This window comes from Shouchella shacheensis (assembly GCF_001484965.1).
In the GTDB taxonomy this organism is placed as follows: Bacteria; Bacillota; Bacilli; order Bacillales; family Bacillaceae_D; genus Shouchella; species Shouchella shacheensis.
In genome coordinates, this window is the sequence record NZ_LLYY01000007.1 from 43,826 (window position 1) to 63,177 (window position 19,352).

General features: G+C 41.8%; 17 protein-coding genes. 11 read left to right on the plus strand and 6 right to left on the minus strand.

All coding sequences use genetic code 11. The annotated features are described in order from the left end of the window. The first annotated feature begins 11 nt into the window (after positions 1-11). From AVZ68_RS09400 to AVZ68_RS09425, 6 genes are all read left to right on the plus strand, one after another. Positions 12-386 carry a RidA family protein gene (locus tag AVZ68_RS09400; protein WP_059104292.1) on the plus strand — a complete coding sequence of 125 codons (375 nt, stop codon included), beginning with the start codon at positions 12-14 and terminating at the stop codon, positions 384-386. 85 nt (positions 387-471) lie between these two features. After that, positions 472-1,734 (plus strand): amidohydrolase, encoded by a 1,263-nt coding sequence (locus AVZ68_RS09405; protein ID WP_059104293.1) that lies wholly within the window; start codon positions 472-474, stop codon positions 1,732-1,734. Positions 1,735-1,746: 12 nt separating this feature from the next. Continuing rightward, positions 1,747-3,042: a CapA family protein gene (locus AVZ68_RS09410; RefSeq protein ID WP_059104294.1), complete on the plus strand. Its 1,296-nt coding sequence runs from the start codon at positions 1,747-1,749 to the stop codon at positions 3,040-3,042. A 478-nt stretch (positions 3,043-3,520) separates the two neighbouring features. Continuing rightward, the gene (locus AVZ68_RS09415) at positions 3,521-4,963 is read left to right on the plus strand and encodes a YfcC family protein (protein ID WP_245628099.1); all 1,443 of its coding nucleotides are present in this window, start codon (positions 3,521-3,523) and stop codon (positions 4,961-4,963) included. Positions 4,964-5,144: 181 nt separating this feature from the next. After that, on the plus strand, positions 5,145-6,368 hold the full coding sequence (locus AVZ68_RS09420) for a M20 family metallo-hydrolase (RefSeq protein WP_059104295.1): 1,224 nt from the start codon (positions 5,145-5,147) through the stop codon (positions 6,366-6,368). A 114-nt stretch (positions 6,369-6,482) separates the two neighbouring features. Continuing rightward, complete coding sequence (locus AVZ68_RS09425; protein ID WP_059104296.1) at positions 6,483-7,010, plus strand: helix-turn-helix domain-containing protein; 528 nt, start codon at positions 6,483-6,485, stop codon at positions 7,008-7,010. A gap of 493 nt (positions 7,011-7,503) precedes the next feature. Here AVZ68_RS09425 and AVZ68_RS09430 read toward each other — a convergent pair whose 3' ends face one another. Beyond that, a complete protein-coding gene (locus AVZ68_RS09430) occupies positions 7,504-8,379 on the minus strand; it encodes an Rpn/YhgA-type helix-turn-helix domain-containing protein (RefSeq protein ID WP_059104297.1) in 876 nt (291 codons plus the stop codon). A 146-nt stretch (positions 8,380-8,525) separates the two neighbouring features. Here AVZ68_RS09430 and AVZ68_RS09435 point away from each other — a divergent pair, with 146 nt between their 5' ends. Then, positions 8,526-8,693, plus strand: a complete 168-nt coding sequence (locus AVZ68_RS09435; protein WP_059104298.1) for a transposase — start codon at positions 8,526-8,528, stop codon at positions 8,691-8,693. 860 nt (positions 8,694-9,553) lie between these two features. Here the strand turns inward: AVZ68_RS09435 and AVZ68_RS09440 are convergent. From AVZ68_RS09440 to AVZ68_RS09455, 4 genes are all read right to left on the minus strand, one after another. Continuing rightward, complete coding sequence (locus tag AVZ68_RS09440) at positions 9,554-10,411, minus strand: flagellin N-terminal helical domain-containing protein (protein WP_059104299.1); 858 nt, start codon at positions 10,409-10,411, stop codon at positions 9,554-9,556. 1,172 nt (positions 10,412-11,583) lie between these two features. Beyond that, positions 11,584-11,808, minus strand: coding sequence for an Rpn/YhgA-type helix-turn-helix domain-containing protein (locus AVZ68_RS09445; protein ID WP_059104300.1), 225 nt, complete (start codon positions 11,806-11,808; stop codon positions 11,584-11,586). 153 nt (positions 11,809-11,961) lie between these two features. Then, complete coding sequence (locus tag AVZ68_RS09450; protein WP_059104301.1) at positions 11,962-12,222, minus strand: Rpn/YhgA-type helix-turn-helix domain-containing protein; 261 nt, start codon at positions 12,220-12,222, stop codon at positions 11,962-11,964. 152 nt (positions 12,223-12,374) lie between these two features. Beyond that, positions 12,375-13,262 carry an Rpn/YhgA-type helix-turn-helix domain-containing protein gene (locus AVZ68_RS09455; RefSeq protein WP_059104302.1) on the minus strand — a complete coding sequence of 296 codons (888 nt, stop codon included), beginning with the start codon at positions 13,260-13,262 and terminating at the stop codon, positions 12,375-12,377. A 506-nt stretch (positions 13,263-13,768) separates the two neighbouring features. Here AVZ68_RS09455 and AVZ68_RS09465 point away from each other — a divergent pair. The 3 genes from AVZ68_RS09465 to rbsK all read left to right on the plus strand — a co-directional run bounded on the left by AVZ68_RS09465 (position 13,769) and on the right by rbsK (position 16,909). After that, positions 13,769-14,971 (plus strand): MFS transporter, encoded by a 1,203-nt coding sequence (locus tag AVZ68_RS09465; RefSeq protein ID WP_059104304.1) that lies wholly within the window; start codon positions 13,769-13,771, stop codon positions 14,969-14,971. A gap of 49 nt (positions 14,972-15,020) precedes the next feature. Beyond that, complete coding sequence (locus AVZ68_RS09470) at positions 15,021-15,944, plus strand: nucleoside hydrolase (RefSeq protein WP_059104305.1); 924 nt, start codon at positions 15,021-15,023, stop codon at positions 15,942-15,944. Between the two features lie 71 nt (positions 15,945-16,015). Then, a complete protein-coding gene (gene rbsK, locus AVZ68_RS09475) occupies positions 16,016-16,909 on the plus strand; it encodes a ribokinase (protein ID WP_059104306.1) in 894 nt (297 codons plus the stop codon). Positions 16,910-16,930: 21 nt separating this feature from the next. Here rbsK and AVZ68_RS09480 read toward each other — a convergent pair whose 3' ends face one another. After that, positions 16,931-17,689 carry a TrmB family transcriptional regulator gene (locus tag AVZ68_RS09480; protein WP_059104307.1) on the minus strand — a complete coding sequence of 253 codons (759 nt, stop codon included), beginning with the start codon at positions 17,687-17,689 and terminating at the stop codon, positions 16,931-16,933. A 269-nt stretch (positions 17,690-17,958) separates the two neighbouring features. Between AVZ68_RS09480 and AVZ68_RS09485 the strand changes: the two genes are divergently transcribed. Next, complete coding sequence (locus tag AVZ68_RS09485; RefSeq protein ID WP_059104308.1) at positions 17,959-19,206, plus strand: NupC/NupG family nucleoside CNT transporter; 1,248 nt, start codon at positions 17,959-17,961, stop codon at positions 19,204-19,206. The last annotated feature ends 146 nt before the right edge of the window (positions 19,207-19,352 follow it).

Consider the following 19,352-nt stretch of genomic DNA (forward strand, 5'->3'; position numbering starts at 1 on the left):
GGGGTGTAAGAATGCAAATTGTATCTACTAGTAAAGCACCTGCAGCTATTGGACCATACTCACAAGCCGTAAAAACGAATAACCTTTTATTTATCTCGGGCCAGCTACCGATGGACCCCAACACGGGTAATCTTGTGGAGAACAGTATAACGTTACAGACAAAACAAGTGATGAATAATATAAAAGCAATTCTTCAAGGAGAAGGACTAACGCTTGAGCAGGTAGTGAAGACCACGATATTTATTAATGATATGGATCAGTTTGGGCTTATCAATGAGGAATATAGTCAGCATTTTGCAGAGCATAAACCTGCAAGAGCAACAGTTGAAGTTAGTCGTCTTCCAAAAGACGCCTTGGTAGAAATAGAAGCAATTGCAGCCTATTAAACTAAATAAAAAAATCTCATTCTGAGATTTTTTTAAACAAAATAGAAAACGCTTTCAATAAAGTGTTTAGGAGGAGAGAATTAAAATGGAAGAAGTTATACAACTACGTCGTGATTTACATCAGTATCCTGAGGTTGGATTCACAGAGTTTAGAACAGCAAGTAAAGTCGTTGAAATACTTCAATCTTTAGGATTTGAAGTGATTTATGGAAAAGATGCTTTAGATGCCGACTCCCGTAGAGGAGTTCCAACCGAAGAAGAACTAGATACGGCTTATCGAAGAGCGATTAAGGATGGGGCTAATACCGATATTCTGAAGGAGATGGAGGGAGGTCTAACAGCTGTCATTGGAACGTTAAAAGGAAGTAAACCAGGACCAACTATTGCCTTTCGGTTTGATATGGATGCATTACCTGTCCCGGAAACTTCTGAACATAACCATTTTCCAAAAGCAAATGATTTTCGATCCGAATATGAAGGGAATATGCATGCGTGTGCGCACGATGCTCACACGTCAATTGGACTTGACTTTGCCAAGAAAATGGCAGATAGGGATTTTTCAGGAACACTAAAATTAATTTTTCAACCTGCTGAAGAAGGTGGACGGGGAGCATATTCTGTTGTAGAAAAAGGAATGGTTGATGATGTTGATAAAATCTATTGTTTTCATTTGGGTTTAGATGTCCCACTAGGAGAAATTAGTGGCGGTTCGCAAGGGTGGCTAGCAACAACTAAGCTTTTGTCTCAATTTTATGGGGTTCCATCTCACTCAGGTGCCTCTCCTGAAAAAGGAAAAAATGCATTAGTAGGTGCAGCATCTGCATTGTTAAATATCCACAGTTTGCCTAGGCATAGTTCTGAACAAACCAGAGTCAATGTTGGGTTACTGGAAGGTGGAACAGCATTAAACATCGTCCCACATTATGCAAAATTGCTAATTGAAACTAGGTCAACCTCCTCTAGTGTAAATGCAGAACTTGAAGATCGGGTGAAAAAAATTATTCATCATTGTGCGGAAATGCACGGACTTGGATTTGAAACAGAAGTAATTGGAAGTGGAGTAACCTTTTCCTGTGATGAAGAACTGATTAATGTTGTGAAGGAAGAGGCTGAACAGATTGAAGCATTTCATAATATTAAGGACTATAACAAAGGTGGAGGTAGTGAAGACGCTAGTTTTCTAATTAATAGAGTGAAAGAAAATGGTGGAAAAGGGACTTACATGTTAGTTGGAACGACTATTCCTGCCCCTCATCACAACCAAGCTTTTGACATAGATGAAAAGGTCTTGGTGCCAACAGTTGCTCTTTTGAAAAGAATTGCCATTAGAGAGTTGAATAGTAATTAAGGAGTGTTCTTCATGAGCGAAGAAATTACGATTGCAGCTACTGGGGATAGCTTTATTACGCGAAGGTTAGCAGAGAACGATGAGGATTCAAAAGTCATTATAGATGTTATGAAACAAGCCGAAGTTCGGTTTACTAATCTAGAAGTAACTACTCATGATTTTGAAGGTTATCCTTCAGCAGTAAGTGGCGGTGCATGGGCTGTTGCACATCCAAGTGTGTTAGAGGATCTTAAGAAATACGGATTTAATTTGTTAGCCTGGGCTACCAATCATGCGCTAGATTTTTCGTTTGGTGGACTTGAAGCAACCGAAAAGTACCTTAATGATCATGGGTTCGTACATGCTGGTGCTGGGAGTAATTTAGCTGAGGCAAGCCAGCCTAGATATCTGGAAACTTCGAGTGGTAGAGTTGCTATTATTTCTGCAACATCTACGTTTCACGAATCGTGGAGGGCAGGGGAACAACGACCAGATATGTTAGGTAGACCAGGAGTAAATCCTCTACGATACAATGTCGAATATCATGTAACTGAGGATCAAATGGATCTATTGAAACGCATTGCTGAAAAAACCTCTATCAATGCGGTTAATAATTTACACGCGAAACTGGGAATAAGGACCAACTCGGATGAGAACCTATTTTTTTTTGGAGTATACAACTTTAAGATTGGAGATCAAGAACAACAAGTAACTACACCTAATAAAAAAGACATGAATCGAATATTGAATTCTATCTCTGAAGCGAAGCGACAAGCTGATATTGTTCTTGTTAGTATCCATTCCCATGAAATGAGCGGCGATAACTTAGAGGAGCCGCCTCAATTTTTACAAGAGTTTGCGAGAAACTGTATTGATGGTGGAGCAGATTCAATCATAGGTCATGGTCCACATTTGTTAAGAGGAATCGAAGTGTATAGAAATCGACCTATATTCTATAGCTTGGGTAACTTTATCTTTCAAAATGATACTATGACGAAACAACCAACCGAATTCTACGATAAATTTTCTTTAGATCACTCTAGTAGTGTAGCTGATCTTTACGATGCAAGAACTAGTAAAGATACAAAGGGTTTTGTTATTGACGATAAAATATGGTCCTCCATTATTCCGATTTGGAAAATGAGAGAAGGAGAAATGATCGAACTAGAATTATACCCAATTGAGCTTGGTGTGGAGAAGCCGCGTTCTAGAAGAGGGTGGCCAAAGCTTAGTAAAAGACAAGATATTTTAGAGCATCTTAGGAAACTGTCCTTGCCATATGGAACAGAAATTCAAGTTAAAGATGGCAAATGGAGTGTCCTACTATGAAGTAAGCTATGGGAATTCCAAGTCATTAACCAGCTAGTGTTAAATTTGTACGCCATGCCCTATCCGATGAAGCTTGAATTAGCTATCTGTTTTCGTATTGTTTTTAGAGAGTCCGTTTAAATCAAAGATGGGTCCGCCTGATTATGAGCATCAATTGATATTGGCTTTGACCTCATGAGTGGCAACGAGAAGCTCAGCCACCGCGTCTAAGCTGAACTGTTGCGATAATTCAGCTCAACTGATAACAAAGCTAACTGCTTGATGGAAGAAAGCCAAGATCAGGCGCGGATAAAAAGAAGTAAGTCATACGGGCTGTCACACGCTGATCCTGTAGAGATGATAGCGGTTAAGTACTTTTTCCCGATGACTATCCCGTGACCTTCCAGCAAAGTAGAAGGGATTAAACAGGAGGGTCACGGATCCCTTCATTCATTTGATCCAGCAAGCCAAGAGTCTATAAAAACTAAGGAGGTTTCTCATGCGAAATGAAGCTGAAAAAATAACCAATACGCAAAAACCAGAACCAAAGAAAAAGAAATTCAAATTAAAGATGCCGGATACGTATGTTGTTTTGTTTATTTTAATGATCGTGTGTGCTATTGGTACTTACTTTGTTCCCGCAGGAGAATTTAATAGGATTGAGAATAACGGTATAACTGTGGTAGAACCTGAAAGTTATGAAAGGATTGAACAAACACCAGTAGGAATTACAGATATTTTCCTATCCTATCCAAGAGGTATGATAGAGACTGCCAATATTATTATGTTAATTTTATTCATTGGCGGTGCATTTAAAATAATGGAAGCCTCTGGAGCAGTTAATGCGGGGATTATGGGACTTATCAAAAGATTTGAGAATAGAAAGTTTACTTTGATTGTTATATTAGGAATATTGTTCTCACTATTGTGTACGACTGGATTTTCAGCAAATGCAACCATTGCATTTATACCAATTGGAATATTGATAGCTAAGGCATTAAAACTGGATGCTGTAGCCGGAGTGGCAATCGTATTTCTAACAAGTATGGCTGGTTTTAATACGGCGTTTTTAAATCCCAAAACCTTAGGTGTGGCTCAAGAAATAGCAGAACTCCCACTCTTTTCAGGATTAACCTATCGTGTGATTCTATATATACTGTTTGCTGCAGCTACTATATTGTACGTTATCTGGTACTCTAACAGGATCTTAAAGGATCCTTCTAAAAGCTTTATGGGAGAAGAGAAGTTTCAGACCAGTGATGGAGATGATGAGCTAAGCAAAGCTCAAAAGTTTACAGGAAGACACGCATTAGTATTATTGCTATTTGTTGCTGGTATTGCATTTTATGTGTATGGGTCGTTAGTTCATGATTTTGACATGAATGATATGACAGCGATATTCCTAGTAATTGCAATAGGAGCAGGTATAATTGGTAGATTGAATTCAACTGAAATTGTTAATAACTTCATGCAAGGTGCGCAAAATCTAGTTTACGGTGCATTAGTAGTAGGTGCCGCAAGAGCTGTTGTGTTTATATTAGAAGATGGTAGGATTCTAGACACTGTAATTTATGCTATGTCCATTGTTCTAGAACCACTTTCGCCAATAGCTGGTGCAATAGGTATGTTAGTAGCTAATGGCGTCTTCAACTTCTTTGTTCCGTCTGGTTCCGGGCAAGCCGTTGTTACAATGCCAGTTTGGACACCTTTGGCAGATATGCTAGAAATTAATCGACAGGTTGCTGTTCAGGCGTTTCAGTTAGGAGATGGTTTTACCAATAGTTTATTCCCTACTTCAGGAATTCTGATGGCAAGTTTAGCAATCGGTGGTGTTCCATATTCTGCATGGCTTAAATTCATCTGGAGAATTATGTTAATATGGTTTGCTATAGGTGCAGTTGCTTTAGCTATGGGTGTTATCATTAATTGGGGACCATTCTAAAAATCAAACTACTGTCTATACATGATAATAAAGTTAGGTCATTTAAAAAATAAATATTGTAATTTAGGGTCAGTGACTATCTAACGTTACCTTGAAACTAAACTTAAAATAGACCTAGCTTTATTATCTATGTGACAATTTTGTGAATGACTTTATCTTATCTGTTCATAGGAGGCATCAGGTGAATATTAAACGAATTGAAGATACCCTAAATGAGTTTAATAAGATTGGTTATTCGAGGCATGGAATGAACCGCTTAGCATTTACAAAAGAGGAAGAAAAGGTTAAAAGAGTATTGATTGAGTTATGTGAAAAAGAAGGTATGGAAGCGAGAATTGATCATTGTGGAAATGTCATCATGATTAAGGAAGGAAAAAACCCAAATCTCGCACCGGTTATTATTGGTTCACACCTCGACACAGTCTATAATGGTGGTCAATATGATGGTTCAGTGGGCGTAGGAGTAGGGGTGGAAATAATTTGCAGTATAAATGATCGAAACATTCAACCAGAGAGAAGGGTTGAACTGATTTGTTTTGTTGGAGAAGAGGCCTCGAGATTTGGTATGGGAACCATCGGTAGTAGTGCTATGGCGGGGAAGTTCGATCAAGAAGTAATGTCTCGACTTACGGATCAAGAGGGTGTTTCTTTTCCAAAAGCGGTTGAAAATGTGGAATTAGACTTTGAAACTATTCGGCTTGCCTCCAGGGAAGGTGAGAGGATTCATGCTTTTTTTGAAGTCCATATAGAGCAAGGACCTGTTTTGGAAAATCATCAGAAGAAAATCGGAGTTGTAACTGCAATTGCTGCACCTACAAGATTAAAAGTTACTATTGTAGGAAAGGCCTCGCATTCTGGCACCACACCAATGAATTATCGAAAAGATGCGTTATTGGGGGCATCAGAGATTGCTCTAACTGTTGAAGAAGCTGCAAAATTAGAGGCTGTTAATGGGACGGTGGCCACAGTTGGCCAATGTAGTGTATTTCCTGGTGCAATGAATGTGGTTCCAGGTCGTGCTGAAATGAAAATCGATATCCGTGGAACAAACGTCGAATCAAAACAAGTGGTAGTCTTAAAACTACTAGAGTGCTTTAAGGACTTGAAAAACCGACGCCATCTCGATATTCAATACGAATATTTAGTTGATAAAGCTCCTGTTAAATTAGATACTAAAATGATCAATTCTCTTTCGACTACATGTGAAGAACTGGGCGTTCCCCATCTTCAAATGGTGAGTGGGGCTGGACATGATGCCATGAATATGGCATCCATCTGTCCTACTGGCTTACTCTTCATTCCATGCAAGGAAGGATTAAGCCATCATAAAAATGAGTTTGCTTCTATTGAAGATATTGCTATCGGAGCCCAAGTATTGGAGCATGAAATATTAAAATCGATGTGAAGCGATAATAACGGTTTTGATGGCTTTTCACCATAAGACTTGATGGCTTCCTCGCTAAGGCATATGGGTTTTATACTGGTTGGTAATCTATGAAACAACCCGGAGGTGAGCGATATGAAGATAAAAGAGTTCAAAGAAAAGTACCGCCTCTTTGAGGAAGCCTTTGAGATTGAAGAACCTTGGGATGTCGTTCGTTACGAGATCGATTATCAAACGGGTGTCTTAGATATCTACCTTGACTTCCCCAGAGGGTCGACCTTTGTATGCCCCCACTGCGGTCACGGTCAGGCAAGAGTCCATGATGTCGTGAATGTGGATCGCACGTGGAGACACCTGGATTTTTGGCAATACAAGGACGTATCTTCATGCCCGACTCCCACGCGTACGTTGCGATCGTTGTCATTCTACTCGAACCGTTGTTGTCGATTGGTCACGACCTGGTGGTGGTTCACGTTGCTCTTTGAATCCGAGTTGTTAGGGCTGATGAAAGAAATGCCTATGGCCGCTGTGGCTCGGAAAGTAGGGGAACACGACACGCGTCTTTGGCGTGTCTTTCACTACTATGTGAACAAGCACGTGGATGTCATGGATCTCTCTGGCGTCACGCGGACATCATTACGTTCCCCTCTTTGTCGATGTTGATACCAAGCGTGTCCTCTTTGTGACAGAGGGAAAAGGAGCATCCGTCTTAGAAGACTTTCGTCAATACTTTATTCTCAAAGACCAGGACCCCCCGCACGGTTAAAGAGGTCTGTTACGATATGTTCCCCGCCTTTATTAAAGGAATTGGAGAGTCTTTCCCCAAGCGCAGAAAATAGATCCAACCAATCAATGACTGTTGAAAATCAGAGAGAACGGAAAAAGTTTCTACATTGGGCCGAGAGCAACCAGAAAACGAAGTCTCCGCAGATAGCAGAGCAAGAAGAGGCATTAAGAGAGCTAGAACAAAGAAAAAGGGTGGAACATTCAAATTTGGACGCTAAGATACTTCCTATAGGAGATTTGAGTTGCTAACTGCCTACAAATTTTTGAGCATTCAAAAATCTTGAAAGGTAGCGTGTCGCCATTGCTTACTGGGCTATGGGCCAAAAAAAGAGCTGCCCGTTTTAGAACGAACAACCCTTCAAAAAATGAACTACAGCGTTTCTCGGAGGTTCTCGATTTCCTCTCGGTCGAGCTTTGTCACCTCGGCAATAAGGTCCGGGTCTAAGCCCTTTTTTAGCATTTCAAGCGCGACGTTTTTCGTACCTTTCCTCTCCCCCTTTTCAATCCAAGAATTCGGCAGCTTTAAAATCAGTTCTTCTTCGTCTTTGGACAATTGATGAATTTCTTCCATGAGAGCTTCCTCCTCGCTTTGGTTTAGGGATAGGTATTTCTCGAAGAATCCATTGATGAGCGCACTTTTGGCAGGGTCTAGCTCTAATTTAACGAGCATGCGCAGGAATTCTTTTTTCACTTGCACTCGTTCTGCTTTGGTGTAGCCCATTTTGCTGAGCAGGGCGGCTGCTACAGGGTTTTCTGAGTCTAGATAGTCTCTCCAGTTCTTTGTTCTTAATTCCAGTTTGAGAAACTGAAAGGTGAGCACGTGAAAGAAAGGGAATGACATCGTGAAATGATCCTGTTCTTGGCGATTTTCGTCATAAGTAAAGACCGCGATCGGCACTATCGGTTTACGATACTTGTGATACAGCAGACTAAAATAGTGATACATCCGTTCGTGAAAATGGGATTGCCCGTAACTTTGAGGTTCAACATGGACGATGATAAATGTGTTTTGGCCTTTGAGTTTGGTTTCTATAACAATGTCCAGTCGGCGGCGCTCGCCTTCAATCAGGTCCGTGAACAGTTCCTCGGAAAGTGGCTTCGTTATACGAAAATCGACTTCTTCATGGACTTCCGGGAAAAACAATTCCAAAAACTCAGCGAAAAACGAGTGAATCAGCTGCTTGAACAATTGGTCGTGATCCGTGTACGAGGTAGATTCTTCACGTGCGATGGTTGTTAAGGTCATAATAACACATCTTTCTTTTAGGAAGTAGATGTGAGTCGTGGTGTGGTTCTAAGTAGAGTATACCAGATTATTTATTTGGGAACAAGTGTTCTTTTTTGATGTGGATAAGAGTCCCTCTCATTCCACTAGTGGTAAGGGGCTGATTGTTGCAAGACGGGTTTCCTGAACGAAAGAAAACGTATTGGGGTCAACACCTATGGGCGAGAGGACACTTCTGTACTACGGTCGGAAATATGACGGAAGAAATGATCGGAAACTATACAGTGAATCAATCCGAGAAAGAAAAGAACGAAATCTTTGAGGTTGAGGAGTGAGTTCAGTTCGATGGGTATGCTTAAGCACAAGAAGTGCTTTCAGAAAACTTCAGCCTTCAAGGCGGCTTTAAGTCGCAGACATTCATGTCTAAATTCACCTACTTTAGTAGCTGGTCGTTTAAGGTCTCATAAGTCATACCGATCCGAATGCTCACTAAAACAGGTCGGCGCAAAATGCTGATCAAGTCCTATCGGTTCCGGTTATAGCAACCACGGAAGGTCGATGCACTTACTCATAAATTGGCTTGATAATCATGGCTCGGGTTCATCGTTTGATAGACGTTCCTTTATGGATGGATGACGAAGTATAGGTACAACGTACTCCTAAAACAATGCGTATAAAAAGATTTGACAGTCCTTACGTTAAAAGTATAACCTCTATATATCAGAGTACACTAAAAGACCTGATCCCGTGCGGGTAACACGGAGTCAGGCGTAAAACAGATGGGTCAACCCAAAGGTTGGCGGATTCGGTAAAGCATTTAGCCCTATCAAATAGCCCTTCTCTGAGTTGCGAGCTCTAGGGGCTATTTGTCTTATTTAAGAAGCACAATTGTAACCACAAGTGTGACTAATGCAATAATGGGGAGAGTGCTGCACGCGTACTTTATAATCCCGCGCAAACACACCCGTGGAATCACTTATCTGCTCTCGACGTAAATCATAGTCTAGAATTTTTTGATGAGACGATTGGAAATCCAGATTCAATTCCTGCGGAGAATCAAATATGGCAATTCAAAGTATTGTTTAATTTTATCGGTTCCTGTACTCAAACACCCGCCATGCACCTAGTAAGGCACATGGCGGGTGTTCGTTTGCCCGTTTACTGTAGAACCAGAGTCCGAGCAGGAATCTCACTCTTACCCAAGAAGCTGAAGAACTTGTTGTGGCTGTTGGTTAGCTTGCGCGAGCATAGACTGAGATGCTTGAGACAAGATGTTTTGTTTCGTAAACTCCATGATTTCCTTCGCCATGTCCACGTCACGGATGCGAGACTCAGCAGCTTGGAGGTTTTCTGATGAGTTGTTTAGGTTCGAGATGGTGTGTTCTAGACGATTTTGGTTGGCTCCGAGTTTAGAGCGTTCAGATGAAACTGTGTCAAGCGCCGCTTGTATGGCTGTGATTGCTTCATCAGCAGAAGCTTGAGAAGATACGTCGATCCCGCTAGAAGTCGAAGTCGGGTTGCCGTCTTCATCTACTCCTTCACTCGTGCCTACGCCAAGCGTTTCTGCATCAAAAGCATCAATGCTGAGAACAAGATTTTGGCCTTCATTGGCACCAATGTGGAACGTTCCTTCAAAGTCTCCATCAAGCAATTTCTGGTTATTAAACTCTGTGTCATTTGAGATACGTGTTATTTCTTCTGCAAGGGCATTGACTTCTTTTTGAATTTCTGCGCGATCATCGTCAGTAGCTGTATCATTGGCAGATTGAACTGCAAGTTCACGCATCCGCTGAAGAATAGAATGTGTTTCCTGAAGTCCACCTTCCGCCGTCTGTATCATCGAAATTCCATCCTGCGCATTCCGACTTGCCTGGTCCAACCCTCTTACCTGCGCACGCATCTTCTCAGAAATCGCCAGCCCCGCAGCGTCATCTCCCGCACGGTTAATGCGCAGCCCCGAAGATAGTTTTTCCTGAGAATTTGCGGCCATTCCTTGGTTAACCCCAAGTTGACGATGAGCGTTCATCGCGCTTAGATTGTTGTTGATAATCATACAGTTCACGTCCTTTGTGTTTTTTTAAGGATTGCTATTCAAACTCGCCGAAGCGAAGGTTTGACCGACTTGCTTTTTGCTTCTGTCTCTATTATCGGCCCCTTTTTTTGTTTGTTTATATTTTCTTTAAAAATTTCTTGTTTGTTTTTGCCAAGTACTGTGAGAATGAGACTGCAGCCCGGGTGCAGACCTGAGTGTGAACGGGTGTGAGTGGTGAGAGGGAGAGGCAGTGTATGCTTGCAGTGAAGGTGTGTGATCGAGAGAATCAGCAAGAGAAGAGCCCATTACAGCCATAGCAAGCACTCCGAACGAACGTCTCAAACGCTTGCTTCTTCTCATAGAGAACCCTCTCTCTTAAAACAGCGGCGGCTGCTTTGGTATGGTCTGGTATTGTTTTGTATTGTTTAACTAATGGTGCCATCCCCCGTTGCATAACCTGTTTCGCCTCCTGACGCACAACCTGTTACAGAAACCGTTTGCACAACTTAGTGCATAACCCCGTTCAAATCTCCTTTCACTTGTTCCTGCCATTCACTGTGCGATGTTATGGTGAGGGATGGACGATTGATTTGAGGAAGGGAAAAATAGAAGAATCGTTTTGATTCGGAGCGTCTTCGACCGCGATTGGGAATGTGCAAAGCTTCTTGACTGACCATGAAAACGATCGCTTTCATGGAGTTGCTGATCACCGTAGAGAAGGGAATGGAGAAATGAATGAGTCCTCTGTTATGTAGAAGAGCAACAGCAGCTGTGTTATGCTTTGGTTACGTTAGTGAGCTTGACTAAGGCGCGGTGATCCGTGTGAGCGAAGAGGAGGAAGAAAACATGCTTACTCCAACGAATAGAACCATTCACCCAGTGACTGTTGAATTTGAAAGTGAGAGAGAACGGGAAAAGTTTTTAAACTGGGCCGAGAGTAACAGAAAACGAAGTCTCCGCAGATAGACAGAGCAAGAAGAGGTATTAAGAGAGCTAGGGCAATGAAGAAGGACGGAACATTCAAGTTTGGACGGTAAGATACTCTCCATAGCCAGGCGATTTGAGTGGCTAAGTGACTGCGAACGTTCAGAGCATCCAATAAACTTGAAAGATAGCGTGTCGCCATTGCTAGATGCGCAATGGGCAAAAAAAGGCTTGCCCGCTTTTGCTCGAACAACCCTTCAAAAAATGAACTACAGCGTTTTTCGGAGGTTCTGGATTTCTTCGCGGTCGAGCTTTGTCACTTCCGCAATGAGCTCTGAATCTAAGCCTCGTTTTAACATTTCAAGCGCGACGAGTTTCTTGCCCTCTTTCTTGCCTTCTCTCATACCTTCTCTCTTGCCCTTTTCAATCCAGGAATTCGGCAGCTTTAAAATCAGTTCTTCTTCGTCTTTGGACAATTGATGAATTTCTTCCATGAGGGCATCCTCCTCGTCTTGGTTTAGTGATAGGTATTTCTCGAAGAATCCATTGATGAGCGCGCTTTTGGCAGGGTCTAGCTCTAATTTAACGAGCATGCGCAGGAATGAAGGCTTGCCCGCTTTTGCACGAACAACCCTTCAAAAAATGAATTACAGCGTTTTTCGGAGGTTCTCGATTTCCTCTCGGTCGAGCTTTGTCACTTCCGCAATGAGCTCCAAGTCTAAACCTCGTTTTAGCATTTCAAGCGCGACGTGTTTCTTGCCCTCTTTCTCGCCTTCCTTCATGCCTTCCTTCATACCCTCTTTCTTGCCTTCTCTCACACCTTCTCTTTTCCCCTTTTCGATCCAGGAATTCGGTAGTTTTAAAATTTGTTCTTCTTCGTCTTTGGACAATTGATGAATTTCTTCCATGAGAGCATGCTCCTCTTCTTGGTTTAGTGATAGATATTTCTCGAAGAATCCATTGATGAGGGCGCTTTTGGCAGGGTCTAGCTCTAATTTAACGAGCATGCGCAGGAATGAAGAGCTGCCCGCATTTGCTCGAACAACCCTTCAAAAATGAACTACAGCGTTTTTCGGAGGTTCTCGATTTCCTCTTGGTCGAGTTTTGTCACTTCCGCAATGAGCTCTGAATCTAAGCCTCGTTTTAACATTTCAAGCGCGACGTTTTTCTTGCCCTCTTTCTCGCCTTCTCTTTTCCCCTTTTCGATCCAGGAATTCGGCAGCTTTAAAATTTGTTCTTCTTCGTCTTTGGACAATTGATGAATTTCTTCCATGAGAGCTTCCTCCTCGCTTTGGTTTAGTGATAGGTATTTTTCAAAAAACCCATTGATGAGCGCGCTTTTGGCAGGGTCTAGCTCTAATTTAACGAGCATGCGCAGGAATTCTTTTTTCACTTGCACTCGTTCTGCTTTGGTGTAGCCCATTTTGCTGAGCAGGGCGGCTGCGACAGGATTTTCTGAGTCTAGGTAGTCTCTCCAGTTCTTTTTTCTTAATTCCAGTTTGAGAAACTGAAAGGTGAGCACGTGAAAGAAAGGGAATGACATCGTGAAATGATCCTGTTCTTGGCGATTTTCGTCATAAGTAAAGACCGCGATCGGCACTATCGGTTTGCGATACTTGTGATACAGGAGACTAAAATAGTGATACATCCGTTCGTGAAAATGGGTTTGCCCGTAACTCTGAGGTTCAACATGGACAATGATAAATGTGTTTTGGCCTTTGAGTTTGGTTTCTATAACAATGTCCAGTCGGCGGCGCTCGCCTTCAATCAGGTCCGTGAACATTTCCTCGGATAGTGGTTTCGTTATACGAAAATCGACTTCTTCATGGACTTCTGGGAAAAACAATTCCAAAAACTCAGCGAAAAACGAGTGAATTAGCTGCTTGAACAACTGGTCGTGATCAGTGTACGAGGAAGATTCTTCACGTGCGATGGTTGTTAAGGTCATCGTAACACATCTTTCTTTAGGGGAGTAGATGTGAGTCGTGGTGTGATTCTAAGTAGAGTATAGCAGAATATACATTTTCGAACAAGAGTTCTCATTGTGTAAATAATAGTAGTCTTTCCTCACCTCAATAGTGAATTGGGCTAAAATAAGTCCCCACTTTTTCCATTTTCGCGAAGCTCTCGTTTTGTACAGAAATGAGTTCAGACATATAAGGAAGAAAATCGCTCAAGTAAGGCACAATAAGCAATGAATCGCTCTTTGAGGCTAGAGAGTTCTCGACAATTTCCGGGGAAATACGTGGAGAATTGCGCAAAATGAAGTTCGTCTTACTCTGGGGGACGGGGAAACATAGTAAGCTCTCGAGAGAAACGAGAATCTTGGAGAGATTTTTTCCGTTTTCATGAGACATTAACCATGCTGTTTGTAAGGCGTGAAATTTACTCTTGATTCATCCTCTTGATTGGGTTACTATCGTTGTGGTAATCTAAAAAGAAGGGAGTTAGAGTATGGATAAACGTGTTTACTTGTTAACGATTGTTTCGTTTGTTGTAGGTATGGTTGAGTTAATTATAGGAGGCATATTAGATTTAATTTCCATAGATTTAGGAGTTAGTCTCGGGCAAACAGGACTCCTTATAACGGTATTTTCGCTTGTGTTTGCTATTGCGGCCCCTGTTTTATTGAACTTAACGTCAGGAATGGAACGAAAGCGTTTAACATTGCTTTCTTTATTTGTATTTTTCATAGGGAATGGTGTAGCTGTACTAAGTTCATCCTATAGTATGTTATTAGTCGCACGCGTCATCTCTGCTGCGAGTGGCTCGTTGCTAGTTGTTTTATGTATAACGATAGCGTCAAATATTGTTGATGAAAAATACCGCGCACGTGCAATCGGAGTCGTATTTATGGGGATAAGCGCCTCTCTTGTGTTAGGAATTCCAATTGGTTTAATGTTAGGCAATGCTTTTGGGTGGCGAGCTCCTTTTATCTTGATTTCTGTATTAACCGTGCTTTCAATGGCTGGTGTGCACTTCTGTATGGGGAGGATTGAACCGAAAGCTCAACTACCAATCAGGACACAGTTACGGACGTTAAAAAATCGAAGAGTATTATTTGCCCAACTGACTACGTTTCTCTTTTTTGTTGGCCATCTAACGTTATATGGATACTTAACTCCATTCTTAAAAATGACGATGGGACTGGACGGGGCATGGGTCAGTATTGTGTATTTAATCTTCGGTGCTGCAGCTGTAGCTGGGGGAGGTATAGGCGGTATGCTAGCGGATCGATTCGGTGCCAAGCCTACCATTCTATCTGTGATTGTTGTTTTTGGGCTGTCTATCTTTATGATTCCCTATACTATCTTTGCTCTTCCCGTATTTTTAGTCGTGATGGTGATATGGAGTATGCTAAGCTGGGCGATTACACCAGCGATGCAAAGCTACCTGATTGAGTCGTCCCCTGAAACTTCGGACATACAGCAAACCATAAACAATTCTGCCCTTCATTTAGGGATTGCTTTTGGCTCGTTAATCGGTGGAATTGTTATCGAGCGTGCATCTGTTGAACTAAATGCTACAGTTGGTGGTTTATTTGTCATTATCGCTCTAGGGACAGTAGCTTTTTCAATGGCTAAAGAAAGAAGTGGAGTCTTGTCCTTCTCTAGGGATAGAGAAGTAAACTACTTGAAAGGCGGCAAACAAAAGTAAAGGTACGTAAAGGGAAGCGAAAATACATTGTATAGAGAAGGGGACCATAATGAGGAAAAACGTTATTTTAGATGTAGATACTGGTGTTGATGATGCACTCGCTCTCGCTTATGCTGTCCATTCCCCAGAACTTCATATTCTAGGTGTCACAACCACTTTCGGGAACACATCGGTTCGGGAAGCAACAAGAAATACACTGCAACTTTTACAAATGCTTGGTGCTGAAGATATCCCTGTTTTCAAGGGGATTGAAGAAACTCTTACAGGATGTACAACGCCTGATAAAACGACTTGGATACATGGCGAAAACGGTCTTGGCGATGCCCAGTTACTTTCCACTGAGAGGCAAGCAGAAGACATGAGTGCTCATGATTTCATGATTTCCACTGTTCATAAACACCCTAACGACATTACCATTTTAACAACGGCAAATCAGGGGAATCTAGCAAGAGCCATTCAAAAAGATTCCGAGATTATTCATTTGGTGGACGATGTCATCCTTATGGGCGGGGCTGTGACAGTTCCAGGCAACATTACCCCTTATGCGGAAGCAAATATTTACCATGACCCTGAAGCGGCACAATTTACGTTCCAATCGGGCATTCCTATGACCATCGTTGGTTTGGATGTTACATTGAAAACCTTGCTCAGACGAACTGTATTGGATGAATGGAGAGGAAAGGACACGCCTCTTTCTTGTTGCTTAGCCGATATGTGCAATTTCTATATGGATGCTTATGCCAAGATTGAACCCGAATTGAATGGATGCGCGTTGCACGATCCTTTAACGGTTGGTGTAGCTCTTGATTCGTCGTTTGTTCAAACGAAAACCATGACAGTAAACGTTAAAACCACAGGTAAAGAAAAAGGAAGAACGATAGGGGAAGACAACCCAAACGGCAACATTAACGTATGTCTTGATGTCGACGTTGATCGGTTTGTCGAGCATTTTCTAAATCGAGTCAATCCGTAAACGATGTTCGACTGGTGCCATCCTCTATTTAGGACGGGTCCAGATTCTATTTTGGTAGAAGGGAATAGTCAATCATGCAACCAACTATTACGGTTATTGGAAGTATTAATATGGACTTAGTGACGGAAGCGGACAGGAGAGCAGGGGCAGGTGAAACGATTCTTGGTAAAGAGTTTTCTACCATTCCTGGAGGGAAGGGAGCGAACCAAGCCGTGGCGGCTGCCCGTCTTGGTGGAAAGGTAGAAATGATCGGGTGTGTAGGGGGAGATGCATTTGGCAAAGAACTCTTACGTCATTTAGAAGCAGAAGGCATTATACTAGACAATGTGAGATCGATTACACATTCAAAAACCGGTATTGCTGCCATCACTTTAGCTGAAGGGGATAATAGCATCATTGTCGTTCCCGGTGCAAATAATGAGTTAACCGAGGAGATGATCGTACAAAACGAAGCGGTAATAGCCAATAGTGATGTGGTTTTGGTGCAGCTCGAAATTCCTCTGCCAACGGTTGTAAAGGCAGCCGAGCTCGCTCATCAACATGGGGTGAGAGTTATTTTAAACCCTGCACCTATGCAACAATTGCCGAATAAATTGATCCAATATGTAGATGTGATAACGCCAAATGAACTTGAATATGGAGAGCTCATGAAGAATTACTCAGGTGACCCAAACAAGCTTAAAGAGAAGTTAGTGATTACAAAAGGTGGAAAGGGTACAGTTTGTTATGACGAAGGCAGAGAGGTCCATGTTCCCGGCCATCAAGTCGATGTAGTAGATACGACTGGAGCGGGCGATTCATTTAATGGCGGATTAGCTGTTCAACTGGCTAAGGGGGCTTCGCTTGAGGAGTCGTGTCGCTACGCAAATGCAGTAGGCGCCTTATCTGTTATGAAATTTGGTGCACAATCCGGTATGCCGACGGATGAAGAAGTAAGGAATCTGATCTTAAAGCCCCTTCAATAGATACGGGGCTTTTAGTGTGCATTAATACCTTAGCTTTACAAGAATATTTTTTATTTCTTCATCATTCATCAATAAGTCACCATGTTTTTCGTGAATCTTAGCTAACACGGCATCATGATAGAAGAATTCAGTAAACACTTTCACAAGTGGCCTGGACATCGTCTTCATCGCTTGCCATGAATCCCCTTCTACGCCTGCAAAAATAACCTCTTGATCATCGGTAACCAGTAATCGATAGTTCTCTAGTGCTTTCTGCTCCTGTGTTGGGATTAGCGTGTTTACGTTTGATAAGCCAGTTTTTAAATCACCAACAACAAGAGCTTCAACACTTACCCCACTTTGCTCTTTCTCTTCCAATAGTGGCAAGTATTCAATGAAGTCATCCTTCCAAGCGGAAATTCGAACCGATTCTTTTGCTTCCTGAATGAGTTGAATACATTGTGCCTGAATAGAAGAGTCCACCTTTAAACTCCAGACACGATCATCAATAAATGATTTTTTATACTTATTTTCCTTTAATTTCTTAATATTGTTTTGGAATTCGGCCGTCAGCTTCTCGATGGCAAGAGATAGTGGCAAAGCTGTATAAAGCTTTTTCTTTTCGGATATGGATTCCATTACCAAGCCTTTTTCAATCATGCGTGATATCACTTCGTATATTTTGGCCTTTGGGACACCCGAATGTTTAACAATAGTAGTCGCGTCCATTGGTTCTTCACTGGACACGAGAACTTCATAAACTTTGCTTTCATATTGTGAAAAACCAAATTTCTGTAGCATAGTTCCTCCTAAGCTTCTTATCGTCAAAGATTCCTTCACTTAATAATAAAGTAAAACTGAAACCAATTCCAATGAACGCTGTTCCCTGCAAATGATCTAAATCTTGCTTGACAAATAATAAAAACATAGGTAGTCTGTTTTTAGTTACTATTTAAGTGGTAACCATTAACACGGATTTGGGTATGGGTGGCCGGCTATCTAACTTCGGTTATTACAAAAATGAAAGGGGTTACGTGAAGCGAATCTACAAGTATATGAGGGGGGCTATTATGAATTTTCTATGGGGAGTTCTAGGCGCTATTTTTATTTTAGGGATTGCTTTTCTATTATCAACTAATAAAAAGGCCGTTAGTATTCGTACGATCATAGGTGGGTTCTCTATTCAAGTGTTCTTTGCTTTTATTGTATTGAAATGGCAAGTTGGGCAAAACGCCCTTAAATGGTTCTCTTTAAAAATTCAGGATGTCATCAACTATACGAACGAAGGGATCCAATTTTTGTTTGGTGGTTTAATTGATAATGAAAGCATAGGTTTTATTTTCGCTTTTCAAGTTTTAACAGTCATCATTTTCTTTTCATCGTTGATATCCATCTTATATTACCTTGGGATTATGCAATGGGTGATAAAAATAATGGGGGGTGGGCTTTCTAAACTGTTAGGGACGAGTAAGGCAGAATCGATGTCGGCCGCTGCAAATATTTTTGTTGGCCAAACAGAAGCGCCATTTGTTATACGGCCGTATATTGCAAAAATGACACAGTCCGAACTTTTTGCAGTAATGACAGGTGGTCTTGCTTCAGTTGCAGGGTCTGTTTTAATTGGGTATTCCCTGTTGGGTGTCCCACTCGAGTATCTTTTAGCAGCAAGTTTTATGGCGGCACCAGCGGGGTTAATCATGGCAAAAATCATGGTTCCTGAAGATGAAATAGCTGCAACGGTTGAACCATTCGAAGTATCAGAAACCGTTGCATCTGATGAAAGGAAAATAGAAAAAGATGAAGAAGCGACCAATCTTATTGATGCAGCAGCACGAGGAGCATCTGATGGCTTAGGCCTTGCCCTTAACGTAGGTGCTATGTTACTTGCTTTTATCGCTTTAATCGCCTTAATGAATGGAGTCTTAGGAGGGATTGGAGGGTGGTTTGGCTTTGGTTCCTTATCGCTTGAAATGATATTGGGTTGGGTGTTTGCCCCAATTGCTTTTATAGTGGGAGTGCCATGGAGTGAAGCCCTTCAAGCTGGTAGTTACATCGGCCAAAAAATTGTTCTAAATGAATTTGTCGCATACGCTGCGTTTGCACCGGAGATGGAAGGTTTAACACCAAAAACAAACATAGTTGTTAGTTTTGCCCTTTGTGGTTTTGCTAATCTTGGATCACTTGCGATCCTCTTAGGTGGTTTAGGTAGTCTTGCTCCAAATCGACGCTCAGACATTGCTAAGCTTGGCATTCGTTCAGTCGTTGCAGGTGCACTGGCATCACTTTTAAGTGCTGCCATCGCTGGGATGTTGTTTTGAATCGGAGTTAGGAATGCATATTTCGGAAAAGTGGAAACGATATGAATAGTATGTAAATTACGGGCGAAAATCAACTCCGTGAGGGACTTCTGGGAAATGGCTTCGGATATTTAAAGAATTTATATGCTCACGTTTTGGAGGGGACT